Consider the following 15,999-nt stretch of genomic DNA (forward strand, 5'->3'; position numbering starts at 1 on the left):
CGGTCCGATCACTCCGGGACGTGACAGTCGAAGGCGTGCAGGTAGGGGTTCACCGGTCGGATGTCGTCGATGACCAGGCCCGCCTCGGTCAGCCGGGCCACCATGCTCTGGGTGGTGTGCTTCGCCCCGCCGACGTTCAGGAGCAGCAGCAGGTCCATCCCGGTGCTGAACCGCATCGAGGGCGTGTCGTCGACGAGGTTCTCGATGACCACGACGCGGGCCCCCGGCCCGCCCGCCTCGCGGACGTTGCGCAGCGTCCTGGCCGTGCTCTCGTCGTCCCACTCCAGGATGTTCTTGATGACGTACACGTCGGCTTCGACCGGGACGGCCACCCGGACGTCGCCGGGCACGATGCGCGCGCGGTCGGCGAGGTCGCCTCCCGCACGCAGCCTCGGCACCGCGTTCTCCACCACTCGGGGCAGGTCGAGCAGGGTGCCGTGCATCGAGGGGTACTTGTCGAGCAGGCTCGCCACCACGTGCCCCTGGCCGCCGCCGAGGTCGGCGACCGACGAACTCCCGGACAGATCCAGGAACTCGGCGACGTCCCGGGCCGACTGCACGCTGGAGGTCGTCATGGCGCGGTTGAAGACGTCGGCCGATTCCGGGGCGTCCTCGTTGAGGTAGGGGAAGAACTCCTTGCCGTACAGGTCCTCGACGACGTTGCGCCCGGTGCGCACCGCCTCGTCGAGCCTCGGCCAGGCGTCCCAGGTCCATGGCTCGGTGCACCACAGCGCGATGGCGCGCAGGCTGTTCGGGTCGTCCTCGCGCAGCAGCCTGGAGACGTCGGTGTGCTCGAACGTGCCGTCAGGCAGTTCGGCGAAGATGTCGTAGCAGGACAGCGTGTGCAGCAGCCGGCGCAGGGGCCGGGGCTCGGCCTTCACGGCGGCGGCGAGGTCCTCCACGGTCATGGGGCTGTCGCCGAGGGCGTCGGGGACTCCCAGCCGGGCGGCGGCCCGGAGAGCGGCGGCACATGCCGCCGCGAACGCGAGCTCCCTCAGCCGCATGGACGGCGGTGGGGCGGTCTGTGCAGTCGTCATGTGCCGCTTCCTTCCTCATGGGTTCATCGGGTTGGCCGGGGATCGAGTGGTCAGCACAGTCCCGCGGGCTTGGACGCGCGGCAGTGGTTGTCCTGGAAGGTGTTGCCCACTCCCTGGTCCGTGTTGACGATGTCCGCCGGGGAGTTGCCCCCGAGGACGTTGCCGCTGACGCGGTTGCGGTCACTGGTGACGCCCACGAAGCTCTTGAACAGGACGATGCCGCCGGACAGCGGGGACGCGCCGGCGTTGTCCCGGACCACGTTTCCCGTCACCGTGTTGTCCTCGGCGCCGGTCACGACGATGCCGGAGCCCTGGAGCGCGTCCAGCCGGTCCGTCTTCGGGCACGACTTGTTGTTGCGTACGACGAAGTTGTCGCGCACGGTCACGGCGCCGGCCTTCGGCTTGTTCTCATCACCCACGACGAACACGCCCGCGCAGTTCCCCGAGATGCGGTTCTGCGTGACGGTGAGGTTCCGCAGCCGCCGGACCGTGACGCCGATGCGGTTGCCCTCCAGCCGGTTGCGCTCGATCACCGTGCCCCGGGTGTCGTCGGCGCCGGCCTCCTCCTTGATGGTGTTGGCGAGGAACAGACCCGCGTCGCCGTTGTCCTGGGCGGTGTTGTTCTGGAACACACCACGGACCGAGCGCTCCTGGGCGATGCCCCACACACCGTTCTTCACCGCGGTCACGTTCCGCACCGTCATCCCGTCGGTCGCCATGCCGAACACCCCGGCCCGGGTGAAGCCGGTGACGGTCAGCGAGGCGACGGTGACGCCCTTGACGTTGCGGTCCTTCGTACCCAGCACACAGATGCCGTTGCCGGCCTCGGAGCAGCTGTCCGCGGCCTTCTTGGTGCTCGGCGCGATCACCGTGCCGCGCCCCATGCCCCGCAGGGTCAGCCCGGGCGTGGTCACCTTGACGCTCTCGTGGAACGTGCCGGGGGCCAGCAGCACGGTGTCACCTGACTGGGCGGCGTCCACCGCCTTCTGGATCGACTCGCCGGGCCAGACCACATGGGTCGCATGATGATGTGCGGCCGGCGGAGCGGCACCGAGTCCCGTCCCGACGACCACAGCGGTGCACATCAGGTACGCGCGGTATTTCTTCATATCGCGAACGTTATGACCCGATATGCCGCTCAGTGGCAGGATGGGCCATCCGGCGGCGTGTCACCGTCCGAGTGATTGTTAGCCTGTGGTGTGAACGCCGCCGTCTCCTTCCCGCTCGGTGCCGCGACCACGCTCGCGGAACTCGCCCACGATCCACATCCGCGACTGGCGCTGCTGCGTGCACACGAGCCCGTGTCCTGGCTGCCCGAGCTGGGCGGCTGGCTGGTGACCCGTCGCGACCTCGCGCTGAGCGTGATGCGGGACGCCGAGACCTTCACCGTCGACGACCCCCGGTTCTCCACCGCCCAGGTCGTCGGGCCGAGCATGCTCTCGCTGGACGGCGAGCGGCACACCCGCCACCGCGAACCCTTCAACGCCCCTTTTCGCCCCCGACAGGTGCGGGACGGCTTCGCCTCGTTCATCGAGCGGGAGACCGACCGGCTCGTCACCGCGCTGGAACCGGCGGGTGCCGCCGAGCTGAGGCGCGTCTTCGCCGGACCGCTCGCGGTCGCCGTCGTGACCGAGGCGCTCGGACTGGTGGGCACCAGCGCGGACACGGTCCTGACCTGGTACGACTCCATCGTCCGGTCGGTCTCGGACATCACCGCCGGAAACGAGGCGGGGCCCGCCGGTGCCGCGGCGTACGCGCAGCTGCGTGCCGCGGTGGAAGGCACCGTCGCCGACCGGGGCAGCAGTTCGCTGCTCCTCTCCGCGGCCGGGCGGCTGACGCTGCCCGAAGTGGCGTCCAACGCCGCGGTCATGATGTTCGGCGGCATCGAGACCACCGAGGCGATGATCACCAACGCGCTGCTGCAGCTGCTGGCGAACCCCGGCCAACTCGCCCTGGTCCGCGCCGACTTCGACCTCCTGGACGGCGCGATCGAGGAGTCCCTGCGCCTCGAACCCGGCGCCGTGGTGGTCGACCGATACGCCACCCGGGACATCGAACTGGGCCCCGCCTCGATCCGCCGCGGTGACCCGGTCACCGTCTCCCTCGCGGGCGCCAACCGAGACCCGGCCGTCTTCCCCGATCCCGACCGTTTCGACGTGCGCCGCGCCAACGCCCGTCTCCAACTGGCCTTCGCGCACGGCCCGCACCACTGCATCGCCGCCCACCTGGCCCGCCTGGAGACCCGCATCGCCCTCCAGCACCTGCTCGAACGCCTCCCCGCTCTGCGCCTCGACCCGGACCACCCCACGACTCCGCACGGCCTGGTCTTCCGCAAGCCCTCCACCCTGCACGTGCTGTGGGACAGGCTCGCCTGAGGGCCGGCCGCGGCACGGTCACACAGATCTCCTGACGCCGACATCGTGGCAACGGTCGCCCGCCGCGCGGCGCCGCTCAGGAGCAACTACCCAGCCGGTCAGACGAGTTGAGGCAGTCAATGACTCGGCGCAGGAAGCCTGCCGCCGTGCCGCCGTCGCAGACGCGGTGGTCGAAGGTCAGGGACACGTTGACGACCTTGCGGACCTCGACGCGGCCGTCCGTCACCCAGGGGCGGTCCGTGATGCGGCCAAGGCCGATCATGGCCGCCTGGGGGTGGTTGAGGATCGGGGTGGCGCCGTCGACGTCGAAGCCGCCGTAGTTGTTCAGGGTGAACGTGCCGCCGGTGAGGTGCTCGGCGGGCAGCGAGCCTCGGCGGGCGAGGCCGGTCAGGCGCCGCAGCTCGGCGGCGAGGTCGTCGAGTGCGAGACGGTCGGCGTCGCGGACCACGGGGACGACCAGGCCGTGGTCGGTCTGCGCGGCGAAACCGAGATGCACCTCGGGCAGCCTGAGGAGCTCCTGGCGGCCGGTGTCCACACGGGAGTTGAGCTCCGGGAACGCGGCGAGAGCGTCGAGGCAGGCCCGGGCCATCAGCGGCAGCAGGCCCGTCCCGTGGGTGGTGCGGGCGGCGAGCAGGCGGTCGGCCTCGGTGTCCGCCCAGATGGTCACGGCAGGCGTGTCACGGTGCCCACGGGAGAACTTCTCGGCCGCCGGACCCAGCGGGAGACGGGCGGCGGATCGTTGCGCAGGGACCGGGGCGGCCGACGCGGCGGCGTCTTCGGGCGGCGCGGTCGTGGTCGCCGGCCGCGGCGACTGGTGTCGTCCCGGCCGGGACGACGTGCCGTAGCCGGTCAGGACGGCGCCGGAACCGGCCGTCTCCTGCACGGTGAGCAGCGGCGCGCCCACCCGGACGACCTCACCGGCGAGGCAGTGCAGGGCCGTCACCGTCCCGGCGAACGGACTCGGCAGCGTCACCACGGACTTGGCCGTCTCGACCTCCGCGACGACCTGATCGTGCTCGACGGGGTCGCCCACGGCGACCATCCACTCCAGCACCTCCGCCTCGGCCAGCCCTTCCCCCAGGTCGGGGAGGAGGAACGTCTGCCCGGGTGCGGTGGTGCCGGAGAGCGGCACGGGGCCGCGAGGTCCGCGTACGAAGGCGGGCAGCAGACGGTGGAGGCCGTCGAGCACCCGGCGTACCCCCGGCAGATGGGCGTCCTCAAGCAACGGCGGCGGATACGGGATGTCGAACCCCGTGACCCGCAGCACCGGAGCGCGCAGCGCGTCGAAGCACCGCTCCTGCACCCGCGCCGCGATCTCGGCGCCCACCCCGGCGAAGCCCTGCGCCTCGTGCACCACCAGGCACCGGCCGGTCCTCCGCACCGACGCCTCCAGCGCACGGTCGTCGAGAGGGACGAGGGTGCGCAGGTCCAGCACCTCGACGTCCAGGCCTTCCGCGGCGGCCAGTTGAGCGGCTTCGAGCGCTACGGCGACCGAGGGGCCGTACGCCACGAGCGTGGCGTCACTTCCGGCGCGGCGCACCCCCGCGGTGCCGAACGGCTCGGTGCGGAGCGGGAGTTCGAGCGGCTCCTTGGTCCAGTAGCGGCGCTTCGGCTCCAGGAAGATCACCGGGTCCGGGTCGTCGATCGCCTCCCGCAGCAGGGAGTACGCGTCCGCCGCCGTCGCCGGGGTCACGACCTTCAGGCCCGCCGTGTGCGCGTAGTACGCCTCGCTGGAGTCGCTGTGGTGCTCCACGCCTCCGATGCCGCCGCCGTAGGGGATCCGCACGACCATCGGGAGCGTGAGGGCGCCCCGGGTGCGGTTGCGCATCTTGGCCACGTGGGAGGCGATCTGCTCGAAGGCCGGGTAGGCGAAGGCGTCGAACTGCATCTCCACCACCGGTCGCCAGCCGGCCATCGCCATGCCGACCGAGAGCCCCGCTATGCCGGCCTCGCTGACCGGTGTGTCGAAGCAGCGCCGGTCGCCGAAGGCCTCTCTCAGCCCGTCGGTGACCCGGAAGACGCCGCCGAGGCGGCCGACGTCCTCGCCGAGGACCACGACGCGTTCGTCCGCGCCCAGCGCGTCCCGCAAGGCGGCGTTGAGTGCCTGGGCCATCCCCGTGTCGACCGCGGTCATGTCAGCGTTCCTCCAACTCGGCCCGCAGCAGGGCTTGTTGATCGGTGAGGTGTGGGGGCGGGGAGCCGAAGACGTCGTCGAAGAGGGCCGACGGGTTCAACTCCGGGTCCGCGGCGAGCCGTTCCCGCACATCGGCGGCGTACGCCTCCGCCTCGGCGGTCACGGCCTTCACGTCGGCGTCGGTGAGCAGGCCCTGCTCGCGCAGCGCGGACTCCAGGCGGGCGATCGGGTCGCGCTCCCGCCAGCGGTCGGCCTCCGCGGTGGTGCGGTACCTGGAGGGATCGTCGGCGCTGGTGTGCGGGCCGAGCCGGTAGGTGTGCGCCTCGACGAGCCACGGCCCGCCGCCCGCCCGGGCGTCCTCGACAGCCGTGCCCAGCACGGCGAGTACGGCCGCGGCGTCGTTGCCGTCCACCTGCTCGGAGCGGATGCCGTAACCGATCCCCTTGTACGCCAGGCTCGGTGCGGCGCACTGCTCGGACAGCGGGACGGAGATGGCGTACCCGTTGTTCTGCACCAGGAACACCACCGGCGCCTTCAGCACGCCCGCCAGATTGAGGGCCTCGTGGAAGTCGCCCTCGCTGGTCGCGCCGTCGCCCACGAGCGCGAGGGCGACCGTGTCCGTGCCCTTGAGCCGCTCGCCGTGGGCAAGTCCCGCGGCGTGAGCGGCGTGGGTGGCCAGCGGGGTGCACTGCGGTGCCGTGCGGTGCCGCACCGGGTCGTAGCCGCAGTGCGCGTCACCGCGCAGCAGCGTCAGCGCCTCGACGGGGTCGATCCCGCGGCTGACCAGCGCGACGCAGTCCCGGTAGGTGGGAAACAGCCAGTCCGTGGCGCGCAGCGCGAGCGCGGCACCCACCTGGCAGGCCTCCTGGCCGAGGCTGGAGGGGTGGACCGCGAGCCTGCCCTGCCGGGCGAGCGCGGTCGCCTGCTCGTCGAAGCGGCGCCCCACGACCATCTTCCGGTACGCCGTCAGCAGCGCCTCGGCCGACGGCTCGGGGTAAGTGCGCTCCCGTGAGCCATGCGTGGTGTCGGATTTCGGCACATTGCCATTCGATGACAGAAGGGAAACCGGAACCTGGGACGGAAGCCAGGTCGAGGGATCTGTCCAATCCCCCGCTGTCGTATGCATCGGCGTATCGCCCATGTTCCCGCGACCCCTTTCGTCATGGCTCGTGCGCCTCGGATGCTCTCCGCAGTGAGCGCTTTCTCAACTGCCGGGCGGATACGCCCAAGTGAACCGGAACTGAACAGTCCGCAGGTGGGGGGCTTGGTCGCGGCGACCCGACAGTAAGCGCTTCCCTCGTGTCAACTGCACGTCAGGCAAAGGTAACCCGCAAGTAGCCTGCCCTTCCCGAAGTGCTGGTTCCAATTGATCAGCGAACGCAGCACTGCGGAAGGCAAGCAAAAAATGTCCGGAGTACGCCCGGGAACACGTCATTACACCGTCGTCTGTTCCTCATGCGGAGCCCGATACGAGGACGACGGTCTCCTCCTCGACTGTGACCGTCCCCACGAACCGGCATTCCTGCGCACCGACTACAACAGAACCGGAACCCGGACCGGTGAAAGCGCCGGCCTGTTCCGGCACGCCTCGCTGCTGCCGGTGACTCGCACCTTCCCCGACGTGCCCGGTCCCGTCGTCCACGCCGCCGAACGGCTGGGCCGCCGTATCGGTCTGGACCGGCTGTGGATCGCCTTCAACGGGTACTGGCCGGAGCGCGAGGCGTATCTGCCGACGTGCACGTTCAAGGATCTTGAGGCCTACACGGTGCTGGGCCGGCTGCCCGCCGAGCCGCCCGTGCTCGTGATTCCCTCGGCGGGCAACACCGCCGCCGCCTTCGCCTGGGCGGCCACCCGTCACCAGGTGCCCTGTCTGCTCGTCGTACCCGCCCCCGCCCTGGAGCGGATGCGGTTCCCCGCCCCGCTCGACCCCCGCGTCCGGATCGTCGTCCTCGACGGCACCGCCACCTACAGCGACGCGATCGCCTGCGCCGACCTGCTCTCCGCGTTCCCCGGCCACCACGCCGAGGGCGGCTCGCGCAATGTCGGCCGCCGGGACGGCCTGGGCACCGTCATGCTGGCCGCCGCCGACGCCCTCGGGCGGCTGCCGGAGACCTATGTGCAGGCCGTCGGCAGCGGCACCGGAGCCATCGGCGCCCACGAGGCGGCACGCAGGCTGCGGACGGAGGGCGAGGCTCTGCCCCGTCTGCTGATGTGCCAGAACGCGCCCTTCGCGCCGCTGTACGACGCCTGGCGATGTACCGGCGCGGCACCGGCCGACCCCGCCCCCCGACTCGACCGCGACCGCGCCCCACATTTCGACCGCGACCGTGAGCATGAGCCTCTGGCCCGCGAACTGACCAACAGGCGCCCGCCGTTCACCGTCCGCGGCGGAGTCCGCGACGTGCTCACCGAGAGCGGTGGCGACGTGCTGTGCACCGACAACGTTGCTGCGCTCGACGCCATGGCCCTCTTCGAGGAGGTCGAGGGCATCGACATCGAGCCGGGCGCCGGCGTGGCGCTGGCCGCCCTGGCCGAGGCGGCACGGGCCGGCCGCGTCCGCCGCGACGAACTCGTCCTCCTCAACATCACCGGAGGCGGCCGGGCCCGCCAGGCCCGCGACCTGCCGCTGATACCCGCCGCGCCCTGGCTGCGCGTGCCGTGGCCCGGACGCGACGAGGGCCCGCGGGCCGTCGCCGAACTCGTGGCACGGCAGCTGACCGGCCTCACGGCGGTCACGGAGGCCGCCCGATGACCCTTCCCCACGCCCTGGACGTGTCCGCCGCGCAGCGCTCGATGTGGTTCGGGCAGCGGCTGGACCCCGCCGGGCCCGCCTACAACGTGGGCGAGTACACCGAGATCCACGGACCCGTCGATCCCGTCCGCTTCCGGGCGGCCGTCCAGCAGGTCGTGGCCGCCACCGAGACGCTGCGGGCCCGCTTCACGGCCGACGACGACACCGTCCGCCAGCTCGTCGACACCGACCCCGCCTGGGACCTGCCCGTCGTCGACCTCACGGGCGAAGCCGACCCCCGGTCGGCCGCGGAGGCCTGGACGGCCGCCGACTTCGCCACACCGTTCGACCTCGAACGGTCACCGCTCTTCCGGTACGCCCTGCTGAAGCTCGCCGACGCGCACTGGATCTGGTACCAGCGCTACCACCACATCGCCGTCGACGGCTACAGCTGCTCCCTCGTCGCGGGCCGGGTCGCCGACGCCTACAGCGCCCTCGTCACGGGCACACCGCACACCCCGCCGCCTGCGCCCCTCGCCCCGCTGATCGCCGCGGACGAGGCGTACCGCGCCGGCGAACAGCAGGTGTCGGACCGGGAGTACTGGACGGGTGTGCTCGCCGACCGTCCCGAACCGGTGAGTCTGTCCGCCCGCCCGCCGCACGTCGCCGGGCGGTTCGTCCGCCGTACCGGTCATCTCCCGCACCCCGCGGGGGACTTGGTGCACGCGGCTGCCGAACAGGCGGGCACCCGCTGGTCGCGCGTCCTGCTCGCGGCGACCGCCGCCTATCTGCACCGGCTCACCGGCGCCCAGGACATCGTCCTCGGCCTCGCCGTCACCGCCCGCGCGAGCGAGACCGAACTCGCCACGCCGGGCATGGCCTCCAACGTGCTTCCGCTGCGGCTGACCGTACGACCCGACACCACGGCCCGCGACCTCGTACGACGGACGGCGTCCGCCACTCGCGACCTGCTGGCGCACCAGCGCCACCGCGGCGAGGACCTGCGCCGGGAGCTGGACGGGCCGCAGGACGGGCCGCGGTTCTTCGGCCCCGTCGTCAACATCATGGCGTTCGGGCCGGAGTTGCGGTTCGCCGGGCATGCGACCACCCGCCACAACCTGTCCACGGGGCCTGTCGAGGACCTCGCCGTCAACGTGTACGACCGTGCCGACAGCCACGGCATCCGGGTCGACCTCGACGCCGGCCCCGACCACTACACGGACACCGAACTCGCCGCCCACCACCGTCGTTTCGCACGCTTCGTGGAGCACTTCGCCGCAGCCGTCGTCGCCACCGGCACCCCGGTCGGCCTGGTTGAGGTGACACTGCCGGAGGAGCGCGCCGATGCCCGGCTCGCCGGCACCCCTGCATCCACGGGCGGGGCGACGACCGTGCCGGAGCTCTTCACGGCCCGGGTCGCGGCCACCCCGGACGCCACCGCGATCCGCCACGCCGGAAACGTCGTCACCTACCGGCAGTTGAACGCCCGCGCCAACCGGCTCGCACACCGGCTGATCGCCCTCGGCGTCCGTCCGGAGGACCGCGTGGCGGTCCTGATGGGCCGCTCCGACGGGCTCCTCACCGCGCTGCTCGCCGTACTCAAGGCGGGCGGTGCGTACGTCGGCCTCGACCCGCGCGCACCGGCCGCCCGCACCCGGCAGATCCTGGCGGAGACCGGCGCGAACGTCCTCCTGAGCGACACCGTGCCCAATGAGTCGTACGACAGCCTGGTCATCGTCAGCCCCGAGGACCCGACGCTCGCCGCCGAACCGGACACGGACCCCGCCGTGCTCCCGCACCCGGCGCAACTCGCCTACGTCAGCTACACCTCCGGTTCCACGGGCACCCCCAAGGGCGTCGCCGTCACCCACCGCGACGTGACCGCCCTGGCCGCCGACTCGGCGTTCGGCGACGGCGCGCACACGCGCGTGCTGGTGCACTCGCCGACCGCGTTCGACGCCTCGACGTACGAGATGTGGGTGCCGTTGCTGAACGGCGGAGCCGCCGTGGTCGCCGGGGCGGACGAGGACGTGGACGCCGCTGCCGTCGCACGCCTGACGGAGCGGCATGGACTGACGGCCCTGTGGCTCACCGCCGGGCTGTTCCGGCTGGCCGCCGAGGAGGACCCGGGCTGCTTCGCGGGCCTGCGCCAGGTGTGGACCGGTGGGGAGGCCGTCCCCGCCGACGCCGTGCGCCGGGTACTGGCCGCCTGCCCGGGGCTGACCGTCACCGACGGCTACGGCCCGACCGAGACCACGACGTTCGCCACCTTCCGCCCCTGCGCGGCAGGTGAGCCGGTCCCCGATCCGCTGCCGATCGGCCGCCCCCTGGACGGGATGCGTGCCTACGTCCTCGACGGAGCCCTGCAGCCCCTCCCGCCGGGCACGGTGGGCGAGTTGTACATCGGCGGCCCCGGTGTGGCCCGCGGCTACCTGGGCCGTCCCGGCGCGACCGCCGAGCGCTTCACCGCCGACCCGTACGGCCCGCCCGGCGCCCGCATGTACCGCACCGGCGACCAGGCGCGCGTGACGGCCGACGGCGAGCTGGAGTACCACGGCCGCGGCGACGGCCAGATCAAACTCCGCGGCTTCCGCATCGAGCCCGCCGAGATCGAAGCGCACCTCGCCGCCCACCCCGACGTCACCCAGGCGGTGGCCGCCGTGCGCGAGGACCGGCCCGGCGACCGACGGCTGGTCGCGTACGCGGTGTGCGCGGCCGAGACGCCGGGGGACCGGGGGATCGAGGGTGTCACCTCGGTCTCGGACACCCTGCGCGACCACCTCGCCGCCCGTCTGCCCGACTTCATGGTCCCCTCGGCCGTCGTGCTCCTCGACCGACTGCCGCTGACGCCCAACGGCAAGCTCGACCGGGCAGCGCTCCCCGCCCCGCCCGCCGCTGCCGCCCCGCAGACGCACGCGGCCCCGCGCACCCCGCACGAAGAGGTCCTGTGCGCCCTCTTCGCCGACGTGCTCGGACTGCCCGAACTCGGCCCCCGCGACGGCTTCTTCGCCCTCGGCGGCCACTCGCTGCTCGCCCTGCGTCTGCTGGGCCGCATCCGCACCGCCCTCGGTGTCGAACTGACCCTGCGCGACGTCTTCCAGGAGCCCACGCCGGCGGGGCTGGCCCGGCGGGCGGTCGCCGCCGGGACAGCGGCACGTCCCGCCAGGCGGCCCGCCCCGCGCAAAACGCCGGGCGAGGCCCCGTTGTCGTCCGCACAGCGGCGGCTGTGGTTCCTGCACCGCCTTGAGGGGCCGAGCGCGGCCTACAACATTCCCCTCGCCGTACGGCTGACCGGCACCCGTCTCGACGTGGACGCCCTGCGCGCGGCACTCGCCGACCTGGTCGCCCGGCACGAGATCCTGCGCACTGTCTACCCGGACACCGACGGGCTTCCATGCCAGCGGCTGCTGGAACCGACCACACCGGATCTGCGGGTCGCCGACCACGTCTCCGAGGCAGAACTGGCCGATCGGCTGCGGCAGTTGGCGGGGGAGGGGTTCCGGCTCGACGAGGACGCCCCGTTCCGCGCCCACCTGCTGCCCCTCGGTCCCGAGGAGCACGTTCTTCTCCTCGTCCTGCACCACATCGCCGCTGACGGCTGGTCGCTGGACCCCCTCCTGCTCGACCTGGCGGCCGCCTGTCGCGCCCGGATGGAGGGACGGGAGCCGGGCTGGGCGCCGCTGCCCCTCCAGTACGCCGACTACTGCGCTTGGCAGCACGACCTGCTCGGCGACGCATCGGCCTCCGACCAGGATCGTCAACTCGCCCACTGGCGCGAGGCGCTCGCCGGGCTGCCCGACGAACTCCCCCTCCCCGCCGACCGCCCGCGCCCCGCCCGCGCCACGCACCATGGCGGCGACATCCCCGTCCGCCTGGACGCGGACCTGCACCGGCGGCTGCGCGCGGTGGCCACCGAGACCGGCACGACGGTGTTCATGGTCGTGCAGGCGGGGCTCGCCGCCCTGCTCACGCGCCTGGGTGCCGGGACCGACATTCCCCTCGGCACGCCCGTCGCGGGCCGCGCCGACGAGCTGCTGGACGACCTGGTCGGCTGCTTCGTCAACACCCTCGTGCTGCGCACCGACACCTCGGGCGACCCCAGTTTCCGTGAGCTGCTGAGCCGGGTCCGCGAGACCGATCTGGCGGCCTACGCCCACCAGGAGCTGCCGTTCGAGCACCTGGTGGAGGCCCTCAACCCGCCCCGCTCGCTGGCTCGGCACCCGTTGTTCCAGGTGATGCTCGCCTTCCGCCCGACCGCCGGGCCCCGCCTCGACCTCCCCGGACTGCACGGCCGCACACTGCCCGTGGAGACCGGATCCACCAAGATCGACCTGACGTTCAACCTGGGCGAGCAGCGCACCCCCGACGGCTCTCCGGACGGCATCGAGGGCATCCTCCAGTACAGCGCCGACCTCTTCGACCGGCGTACCGCCGTGGAACTGGCCGCCCGTCTGGAACGCCTGCTGCGGGCCGCGGCCGGTGAACCCGATCGCCCCATCGGTGCCTTCGACATCCTCGGGGACGGCGAACGCCACCGCCTGCTGGCCGAGTTCAACGACACGGCACGGGAGGTACCGGACACCACCTTCCCCCGGCTCTTCGAGGCGCGCGTTGCCGAAGTGCCGGACGCCGTCGCGGCCGAGGACGGCAAGGACTGCCTGACGTATCGTCAACTCGACCTCAGGGCAGAGTGGTTGGCGCGTGTTCTCGTCTCGCACGGTGCCGGTCCGGGACGGATCGTCGCGTTCTCGCTGCCCCGCTCCGTCGATCTCGCGGTCGCCGTGCTCGCCGTCCTCAAGGCGGGCGCCGCGTATCTGCCGCTGGACCCGGAGCACCCGGCGGAGCGCACCGCCCATCTGCTCGCGGACGCCGATCCCGTGTGTCTGATCGCCAGGGACCGGCCCCTCGCCGACCGTCCCACGGGCTGTCCCGTCGTGGATCCCGACACGAGCCCGGACGACCCGGGCCGGCCCCTCCCCGAGGCCCGGCCCGCCGACCCCGCCTACCTGATCTACACCTCCGGCACCACCGGCCGCCCCAAGGGCGTCGTCGTCGAGCACCGCAACCTCACCACCTATGTGGCCCGCTGCGTCGAGGCGTACCCGAGCCTGCGCGGCACCTCGCTGCTGCACGCCACGATGTCGTTCGACGCCACGGTGACCACCCTGCACGGGGCGCTCGCCGCAGGCGGCCGGGTGCACATCGCCGGCTTCCACGACGCGGGCGCGGCACCGGCGAACGGCGGCTACACCTTCCTCAAGGCGACACCCAGCCACCTCCCCCTGCTGCCCGCGCTGTCCCACGACCTGTCGCCGGCCGAGGAGTTCATGCTCGGCGGCGAGGCGCTGGTCGGCGAGGCGCTGCGCCTCTGGCGCCGGGACCACCCCGACGTACGCCTGATCAACCACTACGGCCCGACCGAACTCACCGTCGGCTGCACCGACCACCGCATCGAGCCCGGCGACGACCTGCCGACCGGTCCGGTACCCATCGGCCGCCCCATGTGGAACACCCGGGCGTATGTGCTCGACAGCCGCCTGAACCCCGTACCGGCAGGCGTCGAGGGCGAGTTGTACGTCTCCGGCGACCAGGTGGCCCGCGGCTACTGGAGGCGCCCCGGCCTGACCGCCGAGCGGTTCGTCGCCGACCCCTTCGGGTCGTCCGGCGGGCGCATGTACCGGACCGGCGACCTGGCCGTGTGGCGGGGCGACGGCGCCCTGGAGCTGCGCGGACGGGCCGACGGCCAGCTCAAGATCCGCGGCCTGCGGATCGAGCCCGGCGAGGTCGAGGGCGTGCTCACCGCCCATCCCGGCGTCGCCCAGGCCGCGGTGGTGGTGCGCGAGGACGGGACCGGTGTACGGCGCCTCGTCGGATACGTCGTCGGAGTCGCCGAGGCCGGCTTCCCCGCCCTCCTGGCGCACGCCGCCCGGCAGTTGCCCGCCCACATGGTTCCCGAGGCGCTCGTGGCGCTCGACGCACTGCCGATGACGCCCAACGGCAAGCTGGACCGCGCCGCCCTCCCCGCACCGGCCGCCATCCGTGAGACGACGGGCCGGGCGCCGCGCACTCCCCAGGAGGAGGCCCTCAGGGACCTGTTCGCCGAGGTTCTCGGGGTCCCCGCCGAGGGCGTCGGCGCCGACGACGGCTTCTTCGACCTGGGCGGCGACAGCATCACCTCCATCCACCTGGTGAGCCGTGCGCTCGCCACAGGTCTGCGGCTGACTCCGCGTGACGTGTTCGAGCAGCGTACGGTCGCCGGACTCGCCGCCACGGCGGCTGCGCGACCGGCCACCGGACCCGGCCCGGAACAGGACGCGCCGACCGGCACCCTGCCCCTCACCCCGGCCATGCACCGGCTGCGCGAACGCGGTGGCCCGATCGGGGCGTTCAGCCAGTCCGTCCTGCTCGTCACCCCCGCGGGCGCGGACGAGAAGCGGCTGACGGCCGCGCTGCAGGCCCTGCTCGACCATCACGACGTACTGCGGCTGCGGCTGGAGCCCGACGGCCCGTCGGCGGAGATTCCGCCCCCTGGGAGCGTCGACGCGGCGACCGTGCTGGAACGCATCGGCGAACCGGCCGACTTCGCCGACGTGTTGGACAGATCCGCTTCCCTGCTCAGCCCGCGGACAGGCGAGTTGGTGCGGGCGGTGTGGTGCGATGCCGGCCCGGACCGGCCCGGACGGCTGCTGCTGACCGTTCACCACCTGGCCGTGGACGGTGTGTCCTGGCGCATCCTGTGCTCGGACCTGGCCGCGGCCTGGCGCTCGGAGGAGCTACCCGAGCCGGGGACCTCCTTCCGGCACTGGGCCCGCCTGCTGGAGCGGGAGGCCCGCAGTGCGGCACGGGCGGCCGAACTGGACGTATGGCGCGCCATGTCGGAGTCTCCCGCCCCGCTGCTGGGTGCCCGCCGCCCCGATCCGCAGCGGGACGTCGTCGGCGGGATGCGCCATCTCGCCCGGCAGCTCGCGGCCGACGTCACCACCGAACTGCTCACCACCGTGCCCGCGGCCTTCCACGCGGGACCCGACGACGTCCTGATCGCCGCGCTGGCCGCCGCGTTCGTCCGATGGCGGCGCACCAGGGACGGCCACCCGGCCCTGCTCCTGGACATCGAGCGGCACGGCCGGGAGGACCTCGCCGACGGCGTCGACCTGTCGCGGACGGTCGGCTGGTTCACCAGCATCGTGCCCGCGCGGCTCGACCTGGCCGGAGTCGACCCCGCGGATCCGGCCCAGGTCCTGAAGACCGTGAAGGAACAGCTGAGGTCCGTTCCCGACCACGGCATCGGATACGGCTTGCTCCGTCACCTCGACCCGGAGAACGGGCCGCTCCTCGCGGACCTGCCGGCGGCGGAAGTCGGCTTCAACTACCTGGGCCGAACGGCCCGTTCGGACAACGGCGACCTTCCCCTGGCGCCGGAGACCCTGCGCAACCTGGGCGCCGTGCACGACCCCGCCACACCCGTGGCCCACGGTCTGGAGATCACCGCCATGACCACCGAGGACGGCCGCCTCGACATCACCTGGTCCTGGGCCCCCGGCATCTGGTCCGAGACCGACGTGCACGCCCTCGCGGACGCCTGGCTGACGGAGCTGGCCGCGCAGACCGAAGGCGGCACCGGCGCGGCGGGCGGGCACACCCCGTCCGACCTGCCCCTGGTGTCGCTGTCCCAAGCAGAGATCGACGAACTCGAAGCCGAGTTCGGCAATGAGTGGAGGTAAC

Annotated in this window: 7 protein-coding genes; 3 read left to right on the forward strand and 4 right to left on the reverse strand. The window is 72.8% G+C overall.

What is annotated here, in order from left to right:
* Positions 1-8: 8 nt before the first annotated feature.
* Complete coding sequence (locus OG870_RS42170) at positions 9-1,037, reverse strand: methyltransferase (protein WP_266526796.1); 1,029 nt, start codon at positions 1,035-1,037, stop codon at positions 9-11.
* Between the two features lie 50 nt (positions 1,038-1,087).
* Positions 1,088-2,146 carry a right-handed parallel beta-helix repeat-containing protein gene (locus tag OG870_RS42175; protein WP_266841691.1) on the reverse strand — a complete coding sequence of 353 codons (1,059 nt, stop codon included), beginning with the start codon at positions 2,144-2,146 and terminating at the stop codon, positions 1,088-1,090.
* A gap of 90 nt (positions 2,147-2,236) precedes the next feature.
* Between OG870_RS42175 and OG870_RS42180 the strand changes: the two genes are divergently transcribed.
* Positions 2,237-3,412, forward strand: coding sequence for a cytochrome P450 (locus OG870_RS42180; RefSeq protein WP_266841693.1), 1,176 nt, complete (start codon positions 2,237-2,239; stop codon positions 3,410-3,412).
* A 76-nt stretch (positions 3,413-3,488) separates the two neighbouring features.
* Here OG870_RS42180 and OG870_RS48335 read toward each other — a convergent pair whose 3' ends face one another.
* The gene (locus tag OG870_RS48335; RefSeq protein ID WP_405623465.1) at positions 3,489-5,546 is read right to left on the reverse strand and encodes a 2-oxo acid dehydrogenase subunit E2; all 2,058 of its coding nucleotides are present in this window, start codon (positions 5,544-5,546) and stop codon (positions 3,489-3,491) included.
* Between the two features lies 1 nt (position 5,547).
* On the reverse strand, positions 5,548-6,672 hold the full coding sequence (gene pdhA / locus OG870_RS42195; RefSeq protein WP_266587003.1) for a pyruvate dehydrogenase (acetyl-transferring) E1 component subunit alpha: 1,125 nt from the start codon (positions 6,670-6,672) through the stop codon (positions 5,548-5,550).
* Positions 6,673-6,951: 279 nt separating this feature from the next.
* Between pdhA and OG870_RS42200 the strand changes: the two genes are divergently transcribed.
* Together OG870_RS42200 and OG870_RS42205 are read left to right on the forward strand one after the other, a co-directional pair.
* Positions 6,952-8,298 (forward strand): cysteate synthase, encoded by a 1,347-nt coding sequence (locus tag OG870_RS42200; RefSeq protein ID WP_266923241.1) that lies wholly within the window; start codon positions 6,952-6,954, stop codon positions 8,296-8,298.
* The gene (locus OG870_RS42205; protein ID WP_266923239.1) at positions 8,295-15,998 is read left to right on the forward strand and encodes a non-ribosomal peptide synthetase; all 7,704 of its coding nucleotides are present in this window, start codon (positions 8,295-8,297) and stop codon (positions 15,996-15,998) included. Before OG870_RS42200 ends, OG870_RS42205 begins: the two co-directional genes overlap by 4 nt.
* The last annotated feature ends 1 nt before the right edge of the window (position 15,999 follow it).

Source organism: Streptomyces sp. NBC_00461 (assembly GCF_036013935.1).
Taxonomy (GTDB): Bacteria; Actinomycetota; Actinomycetes; order Streptomycetales; family Streptomycetaceae; genus Streptomyces.

What these genes read in the sequence shown, in the direction of transcription:
- OG870_RS42205 (WP_266923239.1), top strand. Translation starts at nt 8,295, where the DNA reads ATGACCCTTCCCCACGCCCTGGACGTGTCCGCCGCGCAGCGCTCGATG.
- OG870_RS42170 (WP_266526796.1), bottom strand. Translation starts at nt 1,037, where the DNA reads ATGACGACTGCACAGACCGCCCCACCGCCGTCCATGCGGCTGAGGGAG.
- OG870_RS48335 (WP_405623465.1), bottom strand. Translation starts at nt 5,546, where the DNA reads ATGACCGCGGTCGACACGGGGATGGCCCAGGCACTCAACGCCGCCTTG.
- pdhA (WP_266587003.1), bottom strand. Translation starts at nt 6,672, where the DNA reads ATGCATACGACAGCGGGGGATTGGACAGATCCCTCGACCTGGCTTCCG.
- OG870_RS42175 (WP_266841691.1), bottom strand. Translation starts at nt 2,146, where the DNA reads ATGAAGAAATACCGCGCGTACCTGATGTGCACCGCTGTGGTCGTCGGG.
- OG870_RS42200 (WP_266923241.1), top strand. Translation starts at nt 6,952, where the DNA reads ATGTCCGGAGTACGCCCGGGAACACGTCATTACACCGTCGTCTGTTCC.